This is a genomic window from Marinobacter xestospongiae (genome assembly GCF_023156385.1).
Lineage (GTDB): Bacteria > Pseudomonadota > Gammaproteobacteria > Pseudomonadales > Oleiphilaceae > Marinobacter > Marinobacter xestospongiae.
In genome coordinates, this window is the sequence record NZ_JAKZAK010000018.1 from 1 (window position 1) to 24,046 (window position 24,046).

The following is a 24,046-nucleotide window of genomic DNA, read 5'->3' on the forward strand; positions in this document are numbered from 1 at the left end:
TCTTACAGGCATCAATCCTGGCATGGACTCAAAAACGGGTTGATAGGAAGTATCGACGAGGAAGGCTGACTCAAGCGGCCGTCGGCTGAAAACAGAACGACCAAATGCAACAAACCCCGGAAAACCGGGGTTTGTCAGCAGTCTGGGGCCCCCGATAACGGGGGCCTGCCACGGCATCAGGCGGCCTGACGGGTACGGCGGGACTTCAGGCTGTAGAGCTTGCGCTCTTTGAGGGCGTACTGGTTGAGACCGGCAAGATGGATCTTGCGCAGGTAATACTCCCAGTCGATGCGACGGGCATCCACCGGGAACAGGGCCTGATCAGCCAAACCCATGCGCTCGGACAGGGCCAGCAGCTGATCGTTCTGGAAAACGTAGTCAGGTGCCGTGTAGAACCCGAAGATCGTTGCCAGGGATCGGGTGGTGTCCAGATTCTTCAACAGCGTCAGTTCCCGGGTGTGGCCAATGAACCTGAGCAGCCGGCCAGCCACCGACAATGGCAGGCGCGCACCGCTGATCAGGGCATCGAACAGACGCTGATCGATGGCCATGAACGGCTTGCGGGGCTGCCGATAGAACAGTTGATCGTAGGCGGCGTGATTGGTGCGGGCCTCTTCCATCAGGTGGTCAATGAACTCGCCCAGGGTGATGGGATTACGACCGCCGCTGCAGCACTGGTAGATGCGGTGCTGCCCCGGCTCAGCGAGGGCTTCCGCCAGCGACAGGATGATGCTGTTGGCCACCAGATCCACTGGGATGACATCGATGACACCAGTGCGCTTGCCCGGAAATACCGTTACCTTCTCGCGGGCATAGGCCAGGATAATGGCGTCCGCTACCTTAACACCCTCAATCCAGCCCGGCGCCGGCTCTTCCAACGCACTTTCAATAATGGAGGGCCGGAGGATGGTAAGTGACTTTCCGGCCAGGGCTTTCAGCAGCAACTGCTCTCCCAGCCACTTGGTAAAGGTGTAGGTGTCACTCCAGCCGTAGTGGTTTGCTTCGCGGATGCCAAGGTCCACCAGTTTGCGCTCCAGAACCTTGCCGGTGTAGCGGGCGCGGACATCGGCAATCTTGTCCTGCAGCAGTCGCACCAGGTCGTCAATCTCGTAATAGCCATCGTCATGACGCGGGATGTCGTCACCGGCTGGTGCCACCACCTGCTCCAGTGCGCTGCCGCTGTTCTTGCCATAGACATAGCAGGTCGAAACCTGAATCACCGGCACATCGCCACCCGCCTGGGCAAAGGCGGTGATGTTGTTCAGACACAGGGTGTTGATGGCCAGCGCCTTGTCGAGCTCTTCCCGGAAATTGACGCTGGCGGCTGAATTGATCACCGCGTCAACGCGCCCTGCCAGGGCGGTATAATCCTTTTCTGACAGCCCGAAGCGGGGCTCGGTCACTTCTCCGGTGACGCAATGGAGGCGGTTCTCGACAAAGTCGTCAAAGCCGTCCGCATCTTCCAGCCGCAGGCGCTCAAACACCGAAGAGCAGGCAATTTCGTTCAGAAAGCGGTCACGGGCATCGGGGTGACGCTTGTTGCCCCGGATCAGCAGGTGAATGCCACCGATGTCCGGAACCGAGCGGATCAGCTTCTCCAGCACTACCTTGCCAAGAAAGCCGGTGGTGCCTGTGATCAGCACCTGTTTGCCCCGTAGCCGGGTCAGCACGTTGGAACTGGCTTCGTCAATCTCACAGGACGGTTCAGTCATGATGTGGAACTCCTTCTCTATAAGAGGTCAGTGTTTCTGGAAAATCGTCATGCATTCCGGTCATCCCTGAGCGTCGCTCGACCGGAAAGGTTTTGTTATCGCCGGGAGTCTCTTGATGGATCCCTTACTCTCTCGGGAGTGGCGCAGACTGCGGCGACAGGCCGCGGCATTCCGCAACGTTTGCCGGGCGCTTGCCAGAAAAGCGTTTGCAGAAAGCAGGCCAGCCCCGTCAGATCAGACCAATATTTGCACAGTGTGCATGACATTGCGGTGACATACAGCAAAGAAAAGCACCAACCCGGATTAAAGATTGGAGAGCCGTGACAAGTGTCTGAAAATCAAGCGTGGCGGGCCGCAGAGCGGTCAGTGACAGGGTATCAATCCTCGCCCGGCTCGCGATTGCCGGAGGGTGACAGGGTCTGTAGAAACTCATCGAGGGAAACATCCGAAGGCTGCTCCCGCAACGCCCGGGTCAACTGGCTCTGGTCGCCAAAGCGAACCCGGTCATAGCGTGGTTCCAGCGGTTCCGACATTGATTTCGATGCGGTTTCCGGCATTGGCGTCGCCGTCTCGCCCGGGGCCACCCGGTCTGCCAGCTGGCGCAGGTGAACGGCCAGATGGGCGCGCTGATCGGCCGCCAGCGCTTCCCAGTCAAGGGCGGCGAGCCCAGTCTGCACGATCTCGATGGATTCGCTGTCCAGGCTGCGCCCCAACAGGGCAAACACGGCATTGAACGCCTCATAACGAAGCACCGCGGCATCCCCCTCGGCCGCCAGCAGGTCGCCCAACTGGCGCACCAGATCCCGACATTGCGCCTGAGGATCTTGAGGCACAGCGGCAACGTCACGACGCCCACGACTGGAGACCCGATGCCAGTAGGCTGCGACGCCGGCCTTGCGGGCAGGCAACTGGGCAAACCGCACCCCCAGCATGTCGGCCAGTGACCGGAACTGGCGGCACGACGGATCACTCTCCGGCAGCAGTGCTACCGGGCGCTGGGTTTGAATCGATTGCTGCAGGGTCTCATCCCGCCATACCGCCCCCAGGTAATGCAGGCGCACCCCAAGATGACGCTGCGAAGCGGCATCCAGTCGCTGGAACACCGACTGGGCCTGGCTCGCCCCCCGAGCCATATTGACCACCACGCTGGGCGTGCGGCCATAGCCACGACGCTTCAGGACCTTGAGCAGGGAGAAGGCATCTGTCAGTGAGGTCGGGTCCGGCGTCACCACCACACAGGCCAGAGCCGCAGCGGCAATCATGTGCAGGTTGACCGCCTGCAGACCAGCGGCGGTGTCGATCACTACATAGTCGTAGTTACGCTCCAGGCGCGCCAGCCCCTTCAGCAGTCCCAGGCTCTGGTCAGCATTGAGATTGAGGCACTCCTGAACCCCGGACGCCCCGGGGACAATATCGAGACCAAAGGGCCCCGACATCACCACGTCCTCCAGCTCACACTCACCGGCAACCACCTGCGCCAGACTGCGTTCGGGATAGCGCCCCAGCATGATGCTGACATTGGCAAGGTCGGTGTCACCGTCCAGCAACAATACCCGCACCCCCTCCCGGGACAGGGTCAAGGCCAGATTCAGGGCAATCGATGTCTTACCAACCCCACCCTTGCCACCAGTCACCGCCAGGATGCGGGGAATGTGGGTCCTGGTCGCAGAGGGTCTGGAAGATCCAGCCATGAGAGAAAGTCCGTTACCGCGAGTCATAGAACATCCAAAATCAGGTAACCCGTTTCCCGACCGTATGGCCGCGGGCCGCCCGCAACCGAGTGTAACGCGACTTTTTGACAACCGGTAGGCAACCTCAGGCCAGATTAGCGTCAACGCCAAAGAATTGACATGAATTTACAGTTCCGTTGCGCCAGAGTTTTGTTCACATTGTGATCAGATAGGTGGTTATAAGGAATGCAAGTGTCACAACTATAATTTATGATTTGCGGAGCCTCAGATGAAACCAGCACACAATAAAAGTGAACGAAGCGTCACATAAGACGCCAATGGTGAGGGGCGCCACTGACCCTGGCAACACACCCCAGGACCGGCGCATTCCACGCCCTATTTTCTGAAGACTCGGCTGCGCAACCATCAACCATGGATCAGACCACACTGCCCGCTATTGACCTTCCAAGCCTGCCGGAGGTCAGCCTGAAAGCGCTGGAGGCTTGCCGTAATGGTGAAGGCCATCGTGCCATTGCGGCCATTCTGGCCAGCGATACTGGCCTTACGGCAAGGATACTGTCCCTCGCGAACTCATCCCTGTACGGCCGTTGCGGCACCATCCGCAGTCTGGACCAGGCCCTGTTGAGACTGGGCACCCGCCAGATCGAAACCCTGGTGCTGACCGCCGCCCTTCAGCAGCTGATGCAGGAGTTGGGCAGTGAACAATGGCAACAGCTGCGGGATTTCTGGCGCCACTCGCTGACCTCTGCCCTGCTGGCGAAAGCCCTCGCCACCCTGACCCGGTATCCCGAGCCCGCCGAAGCGTTCCTGCTCGGCATGCTGCACAACATCGGTGAACTGGTCGCACTGCGAGAGCCAGACCCGGACCGGCGACAGCGGCTGCTGCAACAACATCCCTTGCTGGCCGCCCGACTGGCCGAGGCCTGGGGGCTTGGTGCCATGGCTGCCGATGCCATGCGTCACCAGCAGGCACCACCAGACGACATTGGCGATGCCAGCCATCTGGTAAAGCTGATCAATCTGTCGACCCGTTTGGCCCTGTCCGACGCCGCCGGACTGCACTCAGCGATGACTGTCTTCGATCTGGGCGAGGAACTGACGCTGGAAATCAAGCGCCGCATCGATCATGAAGTAGACGCATTCGCCTTAACGCTTGATATCCCATTGGATGGCGACTATTCCCCTACGTCTGGCCGCCAGGCACTGCGACAAGCCGTGGCCGAGCAGGCGTTACTGGAACAGGCGCAGCCAGCCGCCAGCCTGCAGCAAGCGGCGGCAACACTGACCCTGATCACCGGCCTGCCAGCCCTGAGCTTTGGTATTCAGGATGACGCTCTGGTGCTACTGGGGCGCAGCCACGGCGACCTGCCCACCATGACGCTGGATGCCGAACCGGCGCACAGCGCGCTCACGCGGGCTTACGCAGACGGCCAGCCCGCCCCGATCAGCCCCGACTCAGCCACCGTGCTGGACCAGCAACTGCTCGGCCTGCTGGGCACTGCCGCGCTTATTGCCCTGCCGGTGGCCACAGAGGGCCAATCCTTCGGCGTCCTGGTTCTGGGTCTGAGCCAGCCAGATCAGCCAGCACCACCGCTGGCGACACGGTATTGCCAGCGCCTGGCTCGAGCCCTGGCCCTGCCCCAGCCAAGCCCGAGCGCTCCCCCTGCGGCAACCTCCGCCCTGCAACGCCAGATTCACGAAATCAGCAACCCGCTGACCATCGTTCGCCAATACGTACACCAGCTACAGCATCGCGCTCTGACGGATGACCTGCAGCAAGATCTTACCGTTATCCGCGAAGAACTTGAGCGCGCCAGCCGGTTACTGTTGCAGATGGGCCAGCCGGATACCCCGGACACCCGACCCGCCACCGACGCGGTGGAACTGAACAGCGAGCTGGTCGCCCTACAGCCACTGTTCCGGGACAGCCTGTTCAGCGGCGACGACCGGGTGCTGGCTCTGGACCTGTGCCCTGTGGCCGCCGATATCACCGTGCCTCGCAGTCAGTTGCGCCAACTGATCATCAACCTGGTCCGCAACGCCGCCGAAGCGCTTGGTGAACGCGGACGGGTGTGGCTGCGCACCATTACCCCGGTCTGGCAGAATGGCCAGCGCTGGGTTGAGTTGTCGGTGGAGGACGATGGCCCGGGGTTGCCGCCGGGCGTTCAGCAACGCTTGTTCCAGCCGGTATCCAGCACCAAGGGCTGCGGCCATAGCGGTCTTGGCCTTAGTATTACCAAACAGCTGGTGGATGACATGGAAGGCCACATCAGTTGCCGAACCGGAGACAGCGGCACTCAATTCCGGATACTGTTACCGGCAGCCGACCTTCCCGACCATTCCCGACAGACACAGGCCAGCGCAGATGACTAGGGACCTGCCCACCCACCTGAGCAGGGCTGATCGCCCCGCCCAACTTCTGGTTGCAGACGATGACCAACGCCTGCTGGCAGGCCTTGCAGATCTGCTACGCGGCGCCGGCCACACCGTCACCGAGGCCCTGGGGGGCCCCGCCGCCTGCGAAGCCCTGGACAACCAGGACTTCGACCTGGCCCTGCTGGATCTGCACATGCCGGAGATTGACGGCTACGAAGTAATGGCCCATGCCCAGGATGTTCAGCCGCACTGCGGAGTCATCGTGATCAGCGGCGAGAGCACCTTTACCTCAGTAAGTCGCGCCCTGCGCCGGGGTGCCCTGGATTACGTAAAGAAGCCCTTCGCCCCGGATGAGCTGCTGGAAACAGTTCGCAACGTGCTGGGGCAGCGCTCACTGATCCGCGACCACGCCAAGGTCCAGCATCGACTGAAAAAATCCGAGGCCCTGCACCGCTACCTGGTCAACAGCTCGCCTGACATCGTCTTTGTGCTCGACAAGGCCGGCCGCATCTGTTTCATCAACAACAAGGTCAACTCACTGCTTGGCTACACCCCGACCGATCTGATCGGCGAGCATTTCGGCCTGCTGCTGGATGACCAGGACATCACTCGCGGCACCTATGCCCTCCAGGACGCCAGCGTCAGTGCCGACAACCCCCGCACGCTGGAGGTGCGGATGAAGACCCGGGGCAGCCGCCGGGCCAACCGCCACTTTGAGGTCACCGCCTTTCCCATCGACCCGGATACCTGGCCTCACACCAACGACCCGGAGGAACGCGCCATTGGCCAACGAGCCCGCATCTACGGCACCGCCCGGGATGTTACGGAACGCAAAGAGGCGGAAGCGTTCATCAATTTCCAGGCCTACCACGACCTGCTGACCCGCTTGCCCAATCGCGCGCTGTTCAAGGACAGGCTGAATCTGGCCATCACTCAGGCCCGACGCAACAGTCAGAAGCTGGCGGTGATGTTTCTCGACCTGGACCGTTTCAAGGTCATTAACGACACTTTGGGCCACGCCATGGGTGACCGGCTGCTGCAGGCGGTCACCCGCCGGCTGGAAGAGTGTTTGCGTCGGGGCGACACCCTGTCCCGGTTTGGTGGTGACGAGTTCACCCTGCTGCTGCCCGCAATTCACGGCAAGGAGGATGCCCGCCAGATTGCCAACAAGCTGATCCGTGCGCTGCAGCCGCCATTCCAGCTGGGCGATCACGAGGTCTTCGTCGGCATCAGCATTGGCATTGCCGTGTTTCCGGATGCCGGCGACTCTCTCGACCAGTTGATCCAGAACGCCGATATCGCGATGTATCACGTCAAGGGGAAAGGCAAGGGAGACTACCGCTTCTACTCCGACACCATGAGCATCGATACCGCCAACCGGCTCAGTCTGGAGCGGGATCTGCGGCTGGCGCTGGACCGGGACGAACTGCGGGTCCATTACCAGCCCCAGGTTTGTGCCAATACCAACCGGATTGTCGGCCTGGAAGCACTGGTTCGATGGCAACATCCAGAGCGCGGCCTGCTGTACCCACCGGATTTCCTGCCCCTCGCGGAGGAGACCAAGCTCATTGACGACCTCAGCGAACGGGTGCTGGCCAAGGCCTGTCATCAGGTGGGCCAGTGGATTCACGATGGTCACGACGACCTGCGGCTGGCCGTCAACCTGTCACCGATCCAGGTTGAACACCCGCGTTTTGTTCATACACTGATGGAGCAGCTGCGCACCTACCAGTTTCCGCCTCACAACCTGGAGATCGAGATCACCGAAAATGTGATCATGAACGATCTGGAACAGATCAGCCAAAAGCTTCGGGAGCTGGCAGACTATGGCGTGCGCATTGCCATTGATGACTTCGGTACCGGCTACTCTTCCCTCAACTACCTGCATCGGCTGCCAATCCACACCCTGAAAGTGGACCAGTCGTTCATCCGGGGCATTCGCAACAGCGAGGACGGCGCCTGCATTGTCAACGCCATCGTCGCCATGGCTCACGGCCTGAAACTGGAGATTGTGGCGGAAGGGGTCGAGACCGATGCCCAGTTGTGCTATCTGCGCCAGTTGGGCTGCCATCAGGTCCAGGGTTTCTTCTACGGCCCGGCCCAGCCGGCGGAGTTCATCCGCCGCAGTCTCAGCAGGGATCGTCTGGCGCAGAACGTCACTGCGGTGTAATGGGCAAAGCAAAGTAGACAGCAGTCGACTAGTCGTGAACCTTGACCTGGATGTCCGAAGGCAGGGTGACCGGCACATAGCGCTGCCAGATCCGCTGCATCTCGCCGGAGGCAACCAACGCCTCCAGGCGGGTGTCCAGCATGGCAATGAGCTCCGCCGGCATGTCCTGATCAACGACGAGGTAGACCGGGTAGTTGGGCACCACCGAGCTGATGTCCACCTCCCGCATGCAATCCCGCTGACCGTCGAAGTGACTCAGGTGATAGCGCAGCCGGGACGCCATTTCGACAAAACCGTCCACCCGCGACAGACTCACCAGTTCCAGTCCGGTCCTGAAGTTATCGGCCGGCACCAGGCGCAGCGTCTCGTCCGCTGACTCCAGCCCTGGGTAGCGGAAGTTCCGTAACGTCACCACAGAACGACCATGGAGATCCCGGACGGATCGAATCGGGCTGTCGATGGTCGGATTGCAGGTCAGCATCACGTGACGGGTAAGGAACAACGGCTCCATCAGGTATCGCCCCTTGCCCCGAAACGAATCCCAGACCGGCGCATCGAAGGCGATCCAGTTCTTGACCCGCCCCCTGGCAACCTCATGAAGCAGGCGATTGACCGGAAAGACATGATGGCGAACGGTTATCCCGGAACCTTCCACCAGCCGATCCACCACATCCGAGATAACCCCGCCGTGGCTTTGTCCTTCATGAACCACCTGAAAAGGCCCAGTCTTGTCCGCCACCACCAGATAATTGATGGTTGACTCAGAGCCCGCGTCATCGGGGAAAGTGCCCTCATCATCAGCAAAAACTCCCGCGGCGGCCATCATTCCGACCAGCGCCCAGCAAAACAATCTGTTTCCGGCTCGACTCACACAACGCCTCCAACGGCTCAGCAATCCTCCCGGATTGCCTTGCGCCTGGTAATTTCGGGGTCGGTCAGCCTCACCTGGCCGCAGTCAATGCCTGGAGCGCCCGCCCACTCCGAGTATAGTTGGCCTGATCGCCGATCACACACGGCACAGAGGCTCTGGCACATCTCACCCGGATTGTCGGACACTTGGAGTGCAAACGTTGAAGCAGTTTGCAAAGCGTAGCGAAACGTAACGCAATGTATCCGAAAATGAGGCCTGCTACACAAAACTCCTGCCATTGCTTCTCTAAGCTGCCAGCAGACACTCGCCACAATGGCAGAAAAAACCCGTATCCCAGACAACGCCGATACGGATCTGGCGCCAACGAAACCCTAGGCGCCACTGCTACTAACCACAACAACAGGCGGACACCAACATGCGCGACAAGTACAAATACATTGGCCCGGTCTACGACTTCCTGAGCAACCTGTACAGCGGCAAGAACATCCACCATTGCAAAACCGCGATGCTGGATGTGGAAACCGTCAAACCGGGCGACCGGATTCTGTTTGCCGGCGTAGGCCATGGCCGTGACGCCATTCGCGCCGCGGAGCTGGGCGCAGAGGTCACCGTGGTGGACCTGTCCGAAACCATGCTGCGCAAGTTTGCCGATGCACTCCAGACCGACGCTCCCAATCTCAAGATACGCCGGGTCCATGGCGACATCATGAAAGTGGACGAGGTGGGACAGTACGACATGGTCGTGGCCAACTTCTTCCTCAACGTGTTCGACGAGGAGATGATGGTCAAGGTCCTCGAGCATCTGATCAAACTGGGCAAGGCCGACGCCAAGGTCGTCGTTGGGGACTTCTGTTACCCCACGGGCAACCTGTTGTCACGCCTGTTCAAGAAAGCCTACTGGTATCTGGCGGTGTTCATTTTCTGGCTGTTCGCCAACAACGCCTTCCACAAGATCTACAACTACCCCGAGCACATGCAGCGCCTGGGACTGCAGGTCACCACCAAGAAACACTTCAAACTGCTGAACATGGACTGCTACTGGTCAATATTGGGTCAGAAACAGGCCTAACCGACCGCCTCCCCTTCCCATCCAACAACAAGAGACACCGTGGGGACAGCAACAATGACGAATCAGATCCTGACGCTTGAAGCCGCGGACGGGCTTCAGGAGGGTAAGCTGAGTTTCACCGAGCGGGTGGACTACCTCAAGAAGTTCGGCACCCACTCCCAGTCCTTTTCAACCCTGCAACCGGACATGGATTACTTTGACCTGCCCGGGATTGGCTACATCGGCTTCATGCGCAAGTGGGGAATGACCTTTGTCCTGTCCGACCCGGTGACGGCTCCAGAGCATTTCGAGCTGATACTGGAACGCTTTCACCAGCGGTATCCGAATGCCTCCTACGTTCAGGTCACCGAGCCGGTGGTGGAGATCCTTCATCGACGCTTCGGACTCTATGGCACCCAGTTCGGCAGTGAATCACGGATCGACCTGGCCGCCTGGAGCCTCAAGGGCAAGAAGAAACAAACCATCCGTACCGCGCTCAACCAGGCAGAAAAGAACGGCATCACCGTCAGGGAACGTTTCAGTGACGATCATACCCGGGAAATCTCCGAGGCCTGGATTCGCACCCGCAAGTGCAAGAGCAATGAAATCCGCTTCCTGATCCGTCCCATGCAGATGACGTATCGGGAGAACGAGCGTCACTTCTATGCCTACCAGGACGGCAAGGCGGTGGGGTTTATCTACTTCGATCCGATCTACCACAACAACCGGATCATCAGTTACGTGCCTAACATCAGCCGGGCCAATGCCAACTTCCGCCAGGGCATCTTCTACACCCTGATGGCGCACGCCATGGAGGTATTCCAGGCCGAAGGGGTACCCTATCTCGATCTCGGCCTGATTCCACTGTCTCTGGACGACTCGCTTGAGCGCCAGGAGAGCAGGCTGCTGAAACGACTGTTTCACCGACTCTACCAGCAAGGCAACTTCCTCTATAACTTCAAGGGCCTGGAGTTCACCAAATCACGCTTCCGTGGCGATGTCAGCAAGACCTACTGCAGCCATCGCCGCAGCGTTCCGGTGCTGGAGTTCCTTGCCATGTTCAAGCTGACCCGGCTGCTGTAGCCGGGCCGCCCCGATCACGCCGACTCAGGCTGCCAGTCAGCGATAAACGGGCCGCCGGCCAGATCCAGTCCAGCCATGAAGAACTCAACCCCGGTGGGAACGGCACCGGTGAACAGCGCCGCGACCAACGGTTGCGCCAGCACCGACTGCTCAGCTGTCGGCGCCATGTCCAAAAGATAGGCCACACGACGGGCGATGGCGTCACCGGAATCCACCCAGTAGCGGACCGTCGGCAGCAGGGAACGCAGAGCTTCACTGATCAACGGGTAATGGGTGCAGCCCAGCACCACGGTGTCCACCTCCGCGTTGCGAAACGGCGCCAATGCCTGGTCCAGTTGCGCCAGGGGCAGTTCGGCACCACCAACCCACTGTTCGATCCAACGCACCAGTTGCGGATGACCAATGCGGGTCAGTTGGCAATCGGCAGCATAATCCGCCACCAGCTGATCCAGGTACGGCCGACGAATCGTGGCGGGCGTCGCCAACAGCCCCAGGCAACGGTTGTCGGACAGCTGGGCCGCCGGTTTGATGGCCGGAACCACGCCCACCACCGGCAAGGCAATGCGCTGACGCAGCTCTGGCAGGACCACGGTACTGGCCGTGTTGCAGGCCACCACCACCATGTCGGCAGGATACACCGCCAGGGTCCGCTCCATCAGCTGAACCGAGTGCTCGACCACCGTCTCCTCGGCCTGGTCGCCATAGGGAAAGCGGGCGTTGTCCGCCAGGTACACCAGTTCCAGGGCCGGCAGGGCCCGGCGAATACAGCCTGCAACGCTCAATCCGCCCAGCCCGGAGTCAAACACCAGCACACGGGATGGTTTCAACGGCGAGACTCCGCCTGCAGCTCGGCGATCATCGCCGCAATCAGACGACCGGCAATGGTGGTGGGCGGCGGCACCGGCGGCAGGCTGTCGGGGTGGTACCAATCCGCTTCCACCAGCTCATCCTCCTGCAATACCAGTTCCCCACTGTCGTAATCGGCAAAGAAGCCGAGCATCAACTGATGGGGAAAGGGCCAGGGCTGGGAGGCCTGGTAACGCACGTTGCTGACCCGGAGTCCGGTTTCCTCCAGCACCTCCCGCTGCACGGCGGATTCCACCGACTCTCCCGCTTCCACAAAGCCGGCAATCAGGCTGAACATACGCTGCTTCATGCGCGTCGAGCGGGCCAGCAGGAAGCGGTCGCCTCGACGGATCACCACGATCACACAGGGCGCCAGACGGGGATACCAGGGAATTTCACAGCTGCCACACCAGCGTGCCCGTTCGTGACTGTGGAAACCGGTTTGCTGACCGCAGCGGCCGCAGAAACGGTGATCCTGAAACCACTGCTGCACCTGAAATGCGGTGCCCAGCAGTTCCGCGGGCGCATCCGGCTGGAACAACAGCGCATCACGCAGCGCCACCAGCTCCGCCGCCCCAGGCAGGCGATCTTCCGCCAGTTCCACCACATAGACCGGGCGATCTCCCAGCTGGCCCACGTGCACCGGCTCGGTTCCCTCCGCCAATGCCGGCTGGGCCTCCGGCCAGTCCAGCAGCCAGCGTTCACCGACGGTCACGACCCGGCCGTGACAGAAGCCGGCGACCACCGCATCGGGCCCGGGCGATACCCGGGTCCAGCCCGGCTCAAAGTCCATTGTCACCAGGATTCTCCCCTGAGGAATCGAAGCAGGCAATGTACCACAGCCGCTGCCGGGGCCTGAAGGCGCGACGACCCATGCTGCGGCTTTCCGCTACCGCCGCAAGCAAGTAAACTTAGCCCCTGTTTTTAAGACCGGAGCACACAACTTATGCGACTCTTCCCGAAAATTTGGGGCCTTTTCCTGACGGTTTTCCGGAAAGTTCTGTTTCTCTGGGTCCGGACCGACGTCAGTGGCGCTGACCGGGAAGAACTGGCGCTGGAGGACGGCAAACCGGTCTGTTACGTGCTCCAGTACAGCTCCCTGTCCAGCCGCCTGGTGCTGGAACAGGAAGTCCGACGGGCCGGCCTGCCCAGAGCAGAGGTGCCTTTGCCGCTGGAACAGGGCCCGGCCCAGTCCTTCGTGTTTCTGTACCGGCGGGTTGGCGGTCTGTTCAGCCGCCGCCAGGCTCCGCGACTGACACCTCAGATGGAGGCCCTGGTGCAGTATGGCCTGGCCCACCCCGAGCAGGACATCCAGGTGGTGCCAGTATCGCTGTTCTGGGGCCGCTCGCCAGACAAGGAAAAGTCGCTGTTCAAACTGCTGCTGTCAGACACCTGGTCGGTGGCCGGGCGCCTGCAGAAGCTGTTGATCATCCTGGTCCACGGCCGCAACACCTACGTCCAGTTCAATCGCCCGGTGTCCCTGCGACAGGTGGTGTCGGAGTACCAGGACAACGAGCCTAGAGCGATCCGCAAGCTGGCCCGCATCCTCCGGACCCATTTCCGCCGGGTGCGTCAGGCGGTCCTCGGGCCGGATCTTTCTCATCGCCGCACGCTGGTTGAAGGCCTGGTCCGCACCCAGGCGGTCAAGGAAGCGATTCGGGAGACCGCCCGTCGCGACGACATTCCCCCAGAGAAGGTTCGCGCCAAGGCTCGCAAGTACGCCGATGAGATCGCGGCCAGCATGTCCATTGTCACCATCCGCTTTCTGGAGGTGGTGCTGAGCTGGCTGTGGAACCGGATCTACAACGGCATCGCCATCAACAACATCGAAGTGGTCAAGGACGTGGCTCAGGACAACGCCGTGGTCTATGTGCCCTGTCATCGCTCCCACATCGACTATCTGCTGCTGTCCTACGTGCTCTACAAGAATGGCCTGATGCCACCGCACATTGCCGCCGGCATCAACCTCAATATGCCGGTGGTGGGCCCGATCCTGCGTCGCGGTGGCGCCTTTTTCATGCGCCGCAGTTTCCGTGACAACCCGCTCTACGCCACCGTGTTCAACGAGTACATGCACGTGATGTTCTCCCGCGGCTATTCGGTGGAATACTTTGTCGAAGGTGGCCGCAGCCGCACCGGTCGCATGCTGCCGCCGCGGCCGGGCATGCTGTCGATGACCGTGCGCAGCTTCCTGCGCGACCACCGCAAGCCCATCGTATTCGTACCGGTTTACATCGGCTACGAGAAAGTGATGGAAGGCCGCTCCTATCTGGGCGAACTCCGGGGCAAGAAGAAGCAGAAAGAAAGCGTGCTGGGGCTGGCCAAGACCGTGCGCAAGCTCAGCAATTCATTTGGTCGGGTTGCGGTCAACTTTGGCGAGGCCATCCACCTGTCCGACGTGCTTGATGACACTCACGCCAGCTGGCGTCAGGAGGCTTACGACGCCGACTATCGTCCCAGCTGGCTCAACCAGGCGGTGGAAAACCTGTCGCTTCAAGTGGCCAACCGCATCAACGCCTCGGTGGCCGTCAACCCCATCGGCATGACCGCCACCGTACTGCTCAGCACCGAGCGCCTGGCGATGGACGAGCGCCAACTGGTACGGCTGATGGACCAGTTGGCGGAGCTGCTCAAGGCCTTCCCCTACGCTGACACCGTGACCCTTCCAGACGGCAGCGGCCAGGACTGGCTGGCCTACTGTGAAAGCATGGGGCTGGTCACCCGGCAACCCCAGAAGCTGGGTGACATCATCGGTCTGGAGGGCAGCAATGCCATACTGATGACCTACTACCGCAACAACATCCAGCACCTGTTTGCGTTACCGGCGCTGATCGCCTGCCTGTTCGAGAACAACCGCTCCCTGTCCCGGGACAAGGTGGTCACCCTGTGCACCCTGGTGTACCCCTACATCCAGTCAGAGCTGTTCCTGCACTACCCCGCTGACAATGCCGAGCCGGCGTTCCACCAGTGGATCGACATACTGGTGGACAAGGGTCTGTTGCGGGCTGATGGCGATCGGCTGTGCCGTCCCGAAGAAGGCACCGACGCCATGCTGCGGTTGCGCAGCCTGTCCCGCTTCATCATCCAGACCCTGGAGCGCTACCACATCGCCATTGCTATTCTCAGGCGTTACGGCTCGGGCAAAATCAGTGCCGCGGAGCTTGAGGAACAGAGCACCCTGCTGGCAGAGCGGATGTCGATTCTGTTTGGTCTCAACGCACCGGAATTCTTCGACAAGACCCTGTTCCGCAACTTCATTGCCAACCTGCAGAAGAATGGTGTACTGACCACCGACGACAACGGCCAGCTGTGTTACTCCGAGGGATTGGATGAAGTGGCGGAAGACGCCCGACTGGTGCTGACAGTGGAAAAACGCCAGGCGATCCAGCAGGTCACCATGCTCGGCGCCTGAAGGCGACGGTGACTGTCGATTACTGAGGCAAGGCCTTGATCGGATAGATGTCGTAGCGGCTGCTTTTGCCTTCCAGGCGGGTGACCGGTTCCGGGCCCTCAATGGCTGGCGCCTTTCGCGGCCGCTTCACCACCACCCGGTAGCGCGCCGCCGCCAATGCGGCCGTCAACAGGGCCGGCGCGTCATCATCGTCGCCCACCACCGGCCGAAATAGCTGCATTTCCTTTTTCACCTGTGCCGCCTTGTCGCGGTGAGGAAACATCGGGTCCAGGTACACCACGTCCGCGACCGGCGCATCGGCCTGGCTGAGCCAGTCGATACTGCTGCCAGCCTGGAGCGTCATTCGGCTCAGTACCGGCGCAGCCTGCTCGTTCAGCAGCCCCCGCTGCAGGCCATCCGCCAGCAGGGCATGAATTATCGGGGAGCGCTCAAACAGCGTCATCTCGCAGCCCAGACCCGCCAGCACGAACGCATCCTGGCCCAGACCGGCGGTGGCATCCAGCACATGGAGGCTGTGACGGGTTTTCTGCAGCCCGACGGCACGGGCAACCAGTTGCCCGGTGCCACCGCCGTGTTCGCGACGATAGCCGGCCTTGCCTCGGGCAAATTCCGCCCGCACCGGACCCGGTGCTTTTTTTCCGGTCAGCTGCAGGCCAAGCCCCAGATCGTCGAAGAACAAGAGAAGGGCATGACTGCTGACGTGGCGAGGCTCGACCTTGCCAAGGAATGGCAGGTCAAGCTGTTGGGCGAGGGACTGTGCGGCCCGCGCATCCCCCAGGGGGCCGCAGGCGACGGCAATGGAACCAGGATCGGGCATCAGACGCGGATATCAATCCCCGCCAGTTCCACATCCCGGCCTTCACGTTGGGACGCAACATCGGCAAAAGTGTTCAATGCCTTGGACGCATTAAGGGGCAGCTCGTCAGCGCGGAAACGCTCCAGCTGAACATCTTCGGCCGCACGACGGGCTTCCACCCGACGGGTACCCAACTCACCACGATCGTCCGCCGGTCCCTGGGCCGCGTTTACCGCGGGCGCAGCAAGATCCTGACGGACCTCCTCGGAGCTCTGATCCGGGGTGGCCGCCGGCGTTCGCGCCGCATCCGAGCGCTCACGCAGCTGCGCGTTGCCAGGTTGCAGGGGATAATTGGCGCCGGAACCGATTCCGTTAATCATGGGATTCTCAACCAATAGATGCCGGCTTGAACATCAAAAGCCGTGTCCAGAATGAACGGCCTGACCGCCAGGCTGGAGATAGCTCTCCTACACCGACAAACGTCAGACCACTCCAGTATGAAAGGATTTGACCAAAAACGGAAGCCCAGCGTTCAATTTTTAACCAAACAGAAAGCACGCTACCACAACATGAGCAGTAGCAGGCCGCCCAGCAATAACCGATAAATGACGTAGGGCATCAGCCCCAGCCGCTCCAGAAACTTCAGGAACAGATGGATGCACAATACCGCGCTGACAAAGGACAGCGCGGTGCCCAGACCGATCGACAGCCAGTCGGCACCCTCGCCCTGCCCGATCAGCTCTACGGTCTTGAGCATGCCGGCGGCCGCGATCAGCGGTATCGATAACAGGAACGAGAAGCGGGCGGCGGCATCCCGGCCAAACCCCAGGAACAGCGCCGCGGTCATGGTGATGCCGGAGCGCGAGGTCCCAGGAATCAGGGCCAAAGCCTGGGCCAGACCGATGATAAGAGCATCACGCCAGCGCAGGCTCTCGATCCCCCGCTGTCGGCGCCCAATCGCATCGGACCACCAGAGCACCAGACCAAAGCCAATGGTGGACGCCGCAATCACCAGACCGGAACGCAGCTGGGACTCGATCAAACCTTCAAACAAAATACCGGCAAGCCCTGCCGGAATGGTGGCGACAATGATGGCCCAGGCCAATCCACTGTCCGCGCCAATGCGGCCACGGGCGGTATCGCCCAGCCAGTGTCCGGCCAGCCGCCATACGTCCTGACGAAAGTACCACACCACCGCGGCCAGGGTGCCAACATGGACGGCAACGTCAAACGCCAGGCCCTGGTCGGGCCAGCCCAGCAGTTGCGACGGCAGGATCAGGTGGGCAGAGCTGCTGATGGGCAGGAACTCGGTAAGCCCCTGAATGATGGACAGCACGATGATGTGCCACAGTTCCATGGCGAGGATCTCCGAAAGGCCGGGGTGGCCTAGCGGCCAGGCAGTTTTTTCCAGGCAACAGTGTTACGCAGATACACCGGCTGGGCGTCATTGGCCGCCACGCCGGATTCACCACGGGCCAGGCTCTGTGCCGCCAGTCGAGCCACCCAGCCTGCGCGGGGAACGAGACGGTCATCAATCCGGGCCATCGCGGCCGGCACCGTCTCGGGCATCCGTTCGCGATACTGCCAGCCAGACCCTACGCCATACCACCGTTGCGGGCCGTCTGGCAGCGCGACCTGCTCCGGAGCGCAGACCCGCTCCTCGGCAATGGCCACCGGAAAACCATCCCGGATCTCGAAGCCACCGAGGTACACCTCGTCCATGCGGGCATCGAAAGCAACGGCAACCCCGTCGCCTTCCGCCAGTGACAGTTGCTCACCGGCATCTGCAGCCACTGCCGCCAGCGAAGACACTGGCACCACCGGCACCTCCAGCCCATAGGCCAGGCCCTGAATCACCCCGGTGGCAATGCGCAGGCCGGTGAAGGAACCGGGGCCCCGGGCAAAGGCCAGGGCGTCCAGGTCCGCCGGCACCAGCCCCGCGTCCGCCAGCAACTGCCGGATCATCGGCATCAGCAGGCGGGTATGGCCCCGTGGCGCGAGCTCAAATCGTTCACTGAGCTGGCCGTTGTTCCAAAGAGCTGCGGAGCAGCCCTCAGACGACGTGTCCAGCGCCAGCAGGGTCAGGGTCTTGGTCACAGGGTTACTTCAACTGGCTGAGGATGGCGTCACGGATGTCGTCAAGGGAACCGATACCCTCAACCCGGACGTACTTGGGAGCGGCATTGTCCTTGCCAGCCCAGTCCTGATAGTAGTCCACCAGCGGCGCGGTCTGGCTGTGGTATACCTCAAGGCGCTTGCGAATGGTGTCTTCCTTGTCGTCTTCACGCTGGATCAGCGGTTCGCCGGTCTCGTCGTCCTGGCCTTCCACCTTGGGGGGATCGTACTTGACGTGGTAAGTGCGGCCACTGGCCTCGTGCACACGACGACCGGACAGACGACTGACAATTTCTTCGTCCTCAACGGCGATCTCGACAACGTAATCGATACCAATTCCCTGATCCTTGAGCGCCTCGGCCTGGGGGATGGTGCGCGGGAAGCCGTCCAGCAGGAAGCCATTCTTGCAGTCTTCCTGTGTTACCCGCTCCTGGATCAGGCCAATGATGATGTCATCGGACACCAGACCACCAGTGGCCATGATTTCCTTGACCTGCAGACCCAGCTCGGACTCGGCCTTCACCGCGGCTCGCAGCATATCGCCGGTGGAGATCTGGGGAATGTCGAAGCGCTCGGTAATGAACTGGGCCTGGGTTCCCTTGCCGGCTCCTGGCGCGCCTAACATGATCACTCGCATATCGTTGTGCTCCCGTTGTCTTGATTATCGTTAAAAAGCGGTTGCAAAACCCTGGGGCTTTGCGACCGCCTCTTGGACGTACTGAGGCAAAGTGAAGCCGGCATTATACGAAGTCCACCCTGTGAGAGAAAGTGGACCTCCGTCGCATGAATACGGTCGCTTGTGCCAGGACATCACGCCGTGAGGGATCGGGCCAGGGTATCGAGGTCGCCAGAGACCCGATCCATCTCCTGGTTGAGGCGGTTCAGGTCGGAATCATCCAGCCCCAGACGCGCCATAAGAGGGGCACTGTCCTCAGGGTTGAACTCGTCACCGATACCCTGTTCCTTGAGCATCGCATTGGCCAGCTGGACCATCAGCACGTAGTTCTCGTGATCGCCGTGATAGTCCGGCTGCTGATGCACCCCGGCGGCCTTGACGACAGCATCGGGCAACTGCCACAGACGATGGAGAATGCCGCCGATCGCACCGTGGCCGACGGTCAGCATGTCATGCTGCTGGCTGCCTCCGAACACCTGCTGCTCCAGTGAACGCATACTGGCTTCGGGATTGGCCTCCCGCATCGCATTCAGCTCATCGAACTCGGCCGGGAACAGGTGGCCGATCAACAGCAACCCGAAGTTGTGCAGCAGCCCGCAAAGGTAGGCCAGACTCTTGTCACACCCGCAACGCTGCGCCAGATGCTGGCACAGGAAAGCGCAGTACAGCGAATGGCGCCAGAACTGGTCCATCCCCAGCATGCCCTCACGCGGGACATCAAACGCCCGCACCGAGGCGATACCCATGGCAATGTGGGCCACCCGGTCAAAACCGAGCACCCGGGTGACCGCTTCCTGCACCGATTGGATCTGGCCGGGGTAGTTGAACAGCGCCGAACGGGCGTAGCGAAGAATCTGGGCGGTGAGGCTGGGATCAAGTTCAATCAGGTCCGCCAGTTCCCGGGCCGATGCCTCAGGGTTTGCGGTCAAGCGCAGAATCCGCAGCGCCAGCGCCGGCATCGGCGGCAACCGGTAGAGCTTCTGCAGCTGGGTAGCGACATCGTCAAGACTGAGCGCGGTCTGGCTGCCAGCGCCACGGATCACCACATGGGCCTCATGGGCGTCCGCCAGCGCCAGCTTCAGGTTGCGACGATCCAGACGCACCAGGGAACGGTCGGTGCCGGAGCTGAGCAACGCATGTTCCAGGGTGAGCACGTCCTGGTCCACCAACACGGTCAGACCATAGGCCGCACCGACAGGCGGGTGAAACCCGGGATCACAATCGCTGAACAGCCGATCTGCCTGCTGACTGCTCAGGGGCTGCAAGCGGCGCCCTGTCAGCTCGGTCATCAATTCCTCATCGAGGGCGGTATCGAATGGATGTACCACCATCACTACGCCCTGCAGGTCTATCATCAGCGTGGCCTGCAGGATGTTGCCCTGGGCCTCACCACTGGCAATCACCGCTGCATCGAGGTTGGCCATCGGCTCAAGGGCAATGTCCTCAAACGCGATGCCCTTGCGGGTCAGGTACTGTTGCAGTCTCGGGGCCAGTGCCAACGCTGTCTCCTGATTGTCATCTCCGGCGGTCGGCCGATACTACCAGCGCCCCGGGCCGGCTCCAAGCGTCGCCGGCCTGGGCCCATTGGTGCCAGCGTCCCGTCTGGATGCTAACCGGTGTTACGCATACCGGCGGCGATGCCGGCCATGGTGACCTTCAAGGCCTGGGCCACAGTTTCCGGCACCTGCTGACCACGCTCTTCGCAGTCCCGATCCCGGCGCAGCAATTCCGCCTGCATGTAGTGCAAAGGATCGGTGTAGGGGTTACGCACTCGCATGGAGTGGGCAAACACCGGCTCGCTGGCCAGCAGTTCGTCCTCCTCCTTCAGCGCCTTGACCAGCGCGATGCAGCCATCCAACCGCTGCTGCAGGTCCTCGCCGAGGGGGCGCAGGCGGTCCTCCACCAGGGTTTTCTGGTAATAGTCGGCTATGCGCAGGTCAGCTTTGGCCAGGACCATTTCCAGCATGTCGACGTAGGTCCGGAAGAACGGCCAGCGTGCCATCATTTCCCGCAGCACTGGCAATCGTCCCGACGACTCAGCGGCGGCCAGGGCGACATCGCTGCCCAGCCAGCTGGGCAGCATCAGGCGCATCTGGGTCCAGGCGAAAATCCAGGGAATCGCCCTCAGGCTCTCAACCCCACCGGAGGCCTTGCGTCGAGCCGGACGGCTGCCCAAGGCCAGTTTGCCCAGCGCCTGTTCCGGGGTGGCCTGTCGAAAATAGGGAACAAAGTCCGGATTCTCACGCACCACCGCCCGGTAGGCAGCCAGGGAGCGTTCGGTCAACCAGTCCATAGTGTCCCGCCATTCTGGTTCCGGCGCCGGCGGCGGCGCCAGAGTTGCCTCAACCACAGCCGTGGTATACAGCGTCAGACTCTGTTCTGCCAATCGTGGCAAACCAAATTTGAAGCGGATCATTTCACCCTGCTCGGTGATCCGGAAACTGCCGTTCACCGAGCCTGGCGGCTGGGACAGGATCGCCCGGTTGGCCGGACCACCACCCCGCCCGACCGTGCCACCGCGGCCATGGAACAGGGTCAGGTGAACGCCGAAACGGCCGGCAACCTCGGTGAGCTTTTCCTGGGCCTGGTATTGGGCCCAGGCCGCCATCATCTGGCCCGCATCCTTGGAGGAATCGGAGTAACCAATCATCACTTCCTGACGGCCCTGGCAATATTCCCGGTACCAGTCGATGTCGAACAACGCCGCCATGCTGTCAGGAGCGCCACTGAGATCAGCGAGGGTCTCAAACAATGGCACCACCCGCATCGGGTGCTGCATGCCAGCCTCCCGCAGCAGCAGGATCACATTGAGTACGTCCGAAGGCTTGCTGGCCATGGAGATGACGTAGGAACCCAGTCCCTGGGGCGTCTGGGCCGCCACCACTTCGCAGGTAGCCAACACCTCCCGTACCGACTCCGAAGGCTGCCAGTTACGCGGAGTCAGTGGCCGGCGGCCCTGCAACTCCTTCACCAGGAACGCCTGGCGCTCCTCCTCCGACCAGGACAGGTAGTCCCCCAGGCCAACATACTCCACCAGCTCGGCGACCGCTTCGGCGTGCCGCGTCGCCTCCTGGCGGATATCCAGGCGCACCAGCGGCAGCCCCAGCGAGTGGGCACGACGCAGGGTGTCCAGTAATGGCCCCTTGGCGATGCTCTCCAGGCCGGAATCCACCAGTGAGCGATAACACAGCTCCAGCGGATCGGTCAGGTCACGGTTCTCGAACAGGATGTCACTGGCGTCCGCCGGCTCGCCCTTGATGCGGGCCTCCGCCCAGTCCCGGGTTCGCACCAGCCGCTCCCGCAACTGCCCCAGCACTTCCCGGTAAGGCTCGCGACTGTCGCCAACGCTGGCCCGCAATTCGTCACTGGCCTGCCACATCGACAGCTCCGCCCGCAGCGCCTTGATGTCCCGCAGGTAAAGATCCGCAGCCATCCAGCGTCCCAGCAGGAACACCTGTTGGGTGACCTGATGGGTGACGTTGGGGTTACCGTCCCGGTCGCCGCCCATCCACGACGCAATCCGGATCGGCGCCGCATCCACCGGCAGGCCATGTCCGGTTGCCTGTTGCAGGGCCTGGTCCAGACCTCTGAGGAACCTGGGCAAAGCCTGCCACAGGCTGTTCTCGATGACGGCAAAGCCCCACTTGGCCTCGTCCACCGCGGTTGGCCGTTCATGGCGGATCTCGTCAGTGTGCCAGGCCTCGGTGATCAGTTGTTGCAACCGATCCGTGAGCTCTTCGCGCTCCGCCGGCAGCAGGTCGTCATGGTCCAGACCCGCCAGGCACTCGGACATCTCGTCGTATTTCTGGATCAGGGTACGGCGTGCGACTTCCGTCGGGTGTGCGGTCAGCACAAACTCGATGCGCAGGTCCGCCACCTTGCGGTGCAGCTCTTCAGCACTGACACCACCGTCCATCAGCCGCTGGAACACTTCCTCCAGCGATTCCACCATCAGGTCTGACTGATGCCCGCGTTTGCGACGGATGCCGTGGTACTGTTCCGCCAGGTTGGCCAGGTTGAGGAACTGGTTGAACGCACGGGTGACCGGCAATAGCTGATCATCCTCCAGGTTGCTCAACAGCTGCAGCAGCCGCTGCCCGGAGCCACTTTCCTGGCGACGGTCCGCTTTCGCGGCCGCACGGATTTCCTCGATCAGCTGGAAGGTCTGTTCCCCGGGGTGCCGGCGAATGCTGTCACCCAGCAATTCTCCGAGCAGGCGAACGTTGTCTCTGAGGTCGGGATGTAGCTCTGTCACATCGGCATCCTTTTGAATTGACTAAGGCCAAAGGTTGTATCGATACTAATAAAGACTTTGGAGCCTGAGAACAACCGCCGAATGCACCACACACTTGATCAACGCGATCGGGCCGTGGTCACCCAGCCAGTTCGGGCTCCCCGACGCCTGTGCCGCAAGGAGTTATCCATGAAAGTAACCGAACTGCCCCAGCACTGGGAATCCGAGAAGGACCCGGTGGAGCGCAATCACGACTACAACCTGCGTCTGCCACTGGAGGATGCGGCCCGCATTGCCGCCCTGGCCGAGTTGTACCCGGACCGCAGCGAAACCGATATCCTCAATGACATGGTGTCCGCTGCCCTTGACGACCTGGTGCGTCAGAGCCCGTTGAAGGACAAGCTGGCGGACAAGAGCAAGTAAGCGCAATGAAGGTAAGACGGCGTGAACCGAGCGGTCACGCCAGCCTGGCGGGCAGGACGCCCGCCCGAGCAAGAAAATCGCTGAACTGAACGGGGCGCAAGCGGCCCCGGGCACAGGCCGGCTGGATCAGGCCACGGAGTCCAACTGCCGGGCCTTGAGCGACTGGATATGCTTCTGGCTCAGACTGATGAAGCGGGGTGTCAGGCCCTGATCCTCATAGATCTCAAACCCATCCTCGTCGATCGCCACAACCTTGCTGCCCTGAACGTAGGGGAAACTGGTTTCCAGCTCATCCAGCGACGCGGAGATCAGGTCCCGCAACAGATCCTGGGGGGATTTCATCGGATACAGCGCGGCCAGTTTTTCCAGCCGCTGATGGTGCTGATCGGACAGTGCCAGGAAGTAGCCATCCCGGGTCAACCGACCCCGTGCATGCTTATCCCAGTATTTGACCAGATCTTTGATCTTCATAGTGCTGCAACTCCTGCTGTGCTTGGCCCGGATGACAGACACCCTTCCCCGCCGGGACGGTGCATCCGTTTCCCCAAAGTTTAGACGATGCCCCAACACGGGGCGCGCCAAATTGGTAACGG

The 24,046-nt window shown here is 61.6% G+C and carries 19 protein-coding genes; 6 read left to right on the forward strand and 13 right to left on the reverse strand.

Translation table 11 applies throughout. The features are described from left to right. Positions 1–176 precede the first annotated feature (176 nt). Both MLD24_RS13490 and MLD24_RS13495 read right to left on the reverse strand, forming a co-directional pair. Positions 177–1,712 carry a fatty acyl-CoA reductase gene (locus MLD24_RS13490; RefSeq protein WP_248167121.1) on the reverse strand — a complete coding sequence of 512 codons (1,536 nt, stop codon included), beginning with the start codon at positions 1,710–1,712 and terminating at the stop codon, positions 177–179. Between the two features lie 377 nt (positions 1,713–2,089). After that, positions 2,090–3,403, reverse strand: a complete 1,314-nt coding sequence (locus MLD24_RS13495) for an AAA family ATPase (protein ID WP_227172049.1) — start codon at positions 3,401–3,403, stop codon at positions 2,090–2,092. A 411-nt stretch (positions 3,404–3,814) separates the two neighbouring features. On the opposite strand from MLD24_RS13495, the gene MLD24_RS13500 reads away from it, so the two are divergent. Continuing rightward, positions 3,815–5,776: an HDOD domain-containing protein gene (locus tag MLD24_RS13500; protein WP_248167123.1), complete on the forward strand. Its 1,962-nt coding sequence runs from the start codon at positions 3,815–3,817 to the stop codon at positions 5,774–5,776. Then, positions 5,769–7,949 carry an EAL domain-containing response regulator gene (locus tag MLD24_RS13505; RefSeq protein WP_248167125.1) on the forward strand — a complete coding sequence of 727 codons (2,181 nt, stop codon included), beginning with the start codon at positions 5,769–5,771 and terminating at the stop codon, positions 7,947–7,949. Before MLD24_RS13500 ends, MLD24_RS13505 begins: the two co-directional genes overlap by 8 nt. Positions 7,950–7,977: 28 nt before the next feature. Here MLD24_RS13505 and MLD24_RS13510 read toward each other — a convergent pair whose 3' ends face one another. Then, a complete protein-coding gene (locus tag MLD24_RS13510; RefSeq protein ID WP_227172052.1) occupies positions 7,978–8,775 on the reverse strand; it encodes a substrate-binding periplasmic protein in 798 nt (265 codons plus the stop codon). A gap of 460 nt (positions 8,776–9,235) precedes the next feature. On the opposite strand from MLD24_RS13510, the gene MLD24_RS13515 reads away from it, so the two are divergent. Next, positions 9,236–9,889: a class I SAM-dependent methyltransferase gene (locus MLD24_RS13515; RefSeq protein ID WP_248167127.1), complete on the forward strand. Its 654-nt coding sequence runs from the start codon at positions 9,236–9,238 to the stop codon at positions 9,887–9,889. 54 nt (positions 9,890–9,943) lie between these two features. Beyond that, positions 9,944–10,951, forward strand: a complete 1,008-nt coding sequence (locus tag MLD24_RS13520; protein ID WP_248167129.1) for a DUF2156 domain-containing protein — start codon at positions 9,944–9,946, stop codon at positions 10,949–10,951. A 14-nt stretch (positions 10,952–10,965) separates the two neighbouring features. Here the strand turns inward: MLD24_RS13520 and murI are convergent, their stop codons facing one another. Together murI and nudC are read right to left on the reverse strand one after the other, a co-directional pair. Then, on the reverse strand, positions 10,966–11,778 hold the full coding sequence (gene murI, locus MLD24_RS13525) for a glutamate racemase (protein WP_248167131.1): 813 nt from the start codon (positions 11,776–11,778) through the stop codon (positions 10,966–10,968). Then, positions 11,775–12,590, reverse strand: coding sequence for an NAD(+) diphosphatase (gene nudC / locus MLD24_RS13530; protein ID WP_282450652.1), 816 nt, complete (start codon positions 12,588–12,590; stop codon positions 11,775–11,777). Before nudC ends, murI begins: the two co-directional genes overlap by 4 nt. Positions 12,591–12,743: 153 nt before the next feature. Between nudC and plsB the strand changes: the two genes are divergently transcribed. Further along, positions 12,744–15,209 (forward strand): glycerol-3-phosphate 1-O-acyltransferase PlsB, encoded by a 2,466-nt coding sequence (gene plsB, locus MLD24_RS13535; protein ID WP_248167135.1) that lies wholly within the window; start codon positions 12,744–12,746, stop codon positions 15,207–15,209. 19 nt (positions 15,210–15,228) lie between these two features. Here plsB and MLD24_RS13540 read toward each other — a convergent pair whose 3' ends face one another. The 7 genes from MLD24_RS13540 to ppc all read right to left on the reverse strand — a co-directional run bounded on the left by MLD24_RS13540 (position 15,229) and on the right by ppc (position 23,051). Next, complete coding sequence (locus MLD24_RS13540) at positions 15,229–16,026, reverse strand: class I SAM-dependent methyltransferase (RefSeq protein WP_248167137.1); 798 nt, start codon at positions 16,024–16,026, stop codon at positions 15,229–15,231. Continuing rightward, positions 16,026–16,385, reverse strand: coding sequence for a UDP pyrophosphate phosphatase (locus MLD24_RS13545; RefSeq protein ID WP_227172059.1), 360 nt, complete (start codon positions 16,383–16,385; stop codon positions 16,026–16,028). Before MLD24_RS13545 ends, MLD24_RS13540 begins: the two co-directional genes overlap by 1 nt. Before the next feature lie 179 nt (positions 16,386–16,564). Then, the gene (locus tag MLD24_RS13550) at positions 16,565–17,362 is read right to left on the reverse strand and encodes an undecaprenyl-diphosphate phosphatase (RefSeq protein ID WP_248167139.1); all 798 of its coding nucleotides are present in this window, start codon (positions 17,360–17,362) and stop codon (positions 16,565–16,567) included. Between the two features lie 29 nt (positions 17,363–17,391). Beyond that, positions 17,392–18,090: a tRNA (adenosine(37)-N6)-threonylcarbamoyltransferase complex dimerization subunit type 1 TsaB gene (tsaB, locus tag MLD24_RS13555; RefSeq protein ID WP_248167262.1), complete on the reverse strand. Its 699-nt coding sequence runs from the start codon at positions 18,088–18,090 to the stop codon at positions 17,392–17,394. Positions 18,091–18,106: 16 nt separating this feature from the next. Then, positions 18,107–18,757 (reverse strand): adenylate kinase, encoded by a 651-nt coding sequence (gene adk, locus MLD24_RS13560; RefSeq protein ID WP_248167141.1) that lies wholly within the window; start codon positions 18,755–18,757, stop codon positions 18,107–18,109. A gap of 173 nt (positions 18,758–18,930) precedes the next feature. After that, entirely contained in the window at positions 18,931–20,295 is a 1,365-nt protein-coding gene (locus MLD24_RS13565) for an HDOD domain-containing protein (protein ID WP_248167143.1), read from the reverse strand. A 110-nt stretch (positions 20,296–20,405) separates the two neighbouring features. After that, entirely contained in the window at positions 20,406–23,051 is a 2,646-nt protein-coding gene (gene ppc / locus MLD24_RS13570) for a phosphoenolpyruvate carboxylase (RefSeq protein WP_248167145.1), read from the reverse strand. A 168-nt stretch (positions 23,052–23,219) separates the two neighbouring features. Here ppc and MLD24_RS13575 point away from each other — a divergent pair, with 168 nt between their 5' ends. Further along, the gene (locus MLD24_RS13575) at positions 23,220–23,453 is read left to right on the forward strand and encodes a hypothetical protein (RefSeq protein WP_227172064.1); all 234 of its coding nucleotides are present in this window, start codon (positions 23,220–23,222) and stop codon (positions 23,451–23,453) included. 126 nt (positions 23,454–23,579) lie between these two features. Here MLD24_RS13575 and MLD24_RS13580 read toward each other — a convergent pair whose 3' ends face one another. Continuing rightward, positions 23,580–23,924, reverse strand: coding sequence for a pilin assembly protein (locus MLD24_RS13580; RefSeq protein WP_248167147.1), 345 nt, complete (start codon positions 23,922–23,924; stop codon positions 23,580–23,582). Between the last annotated feature and the right edge of the window lie 122 nt (positions 23,925–24,046).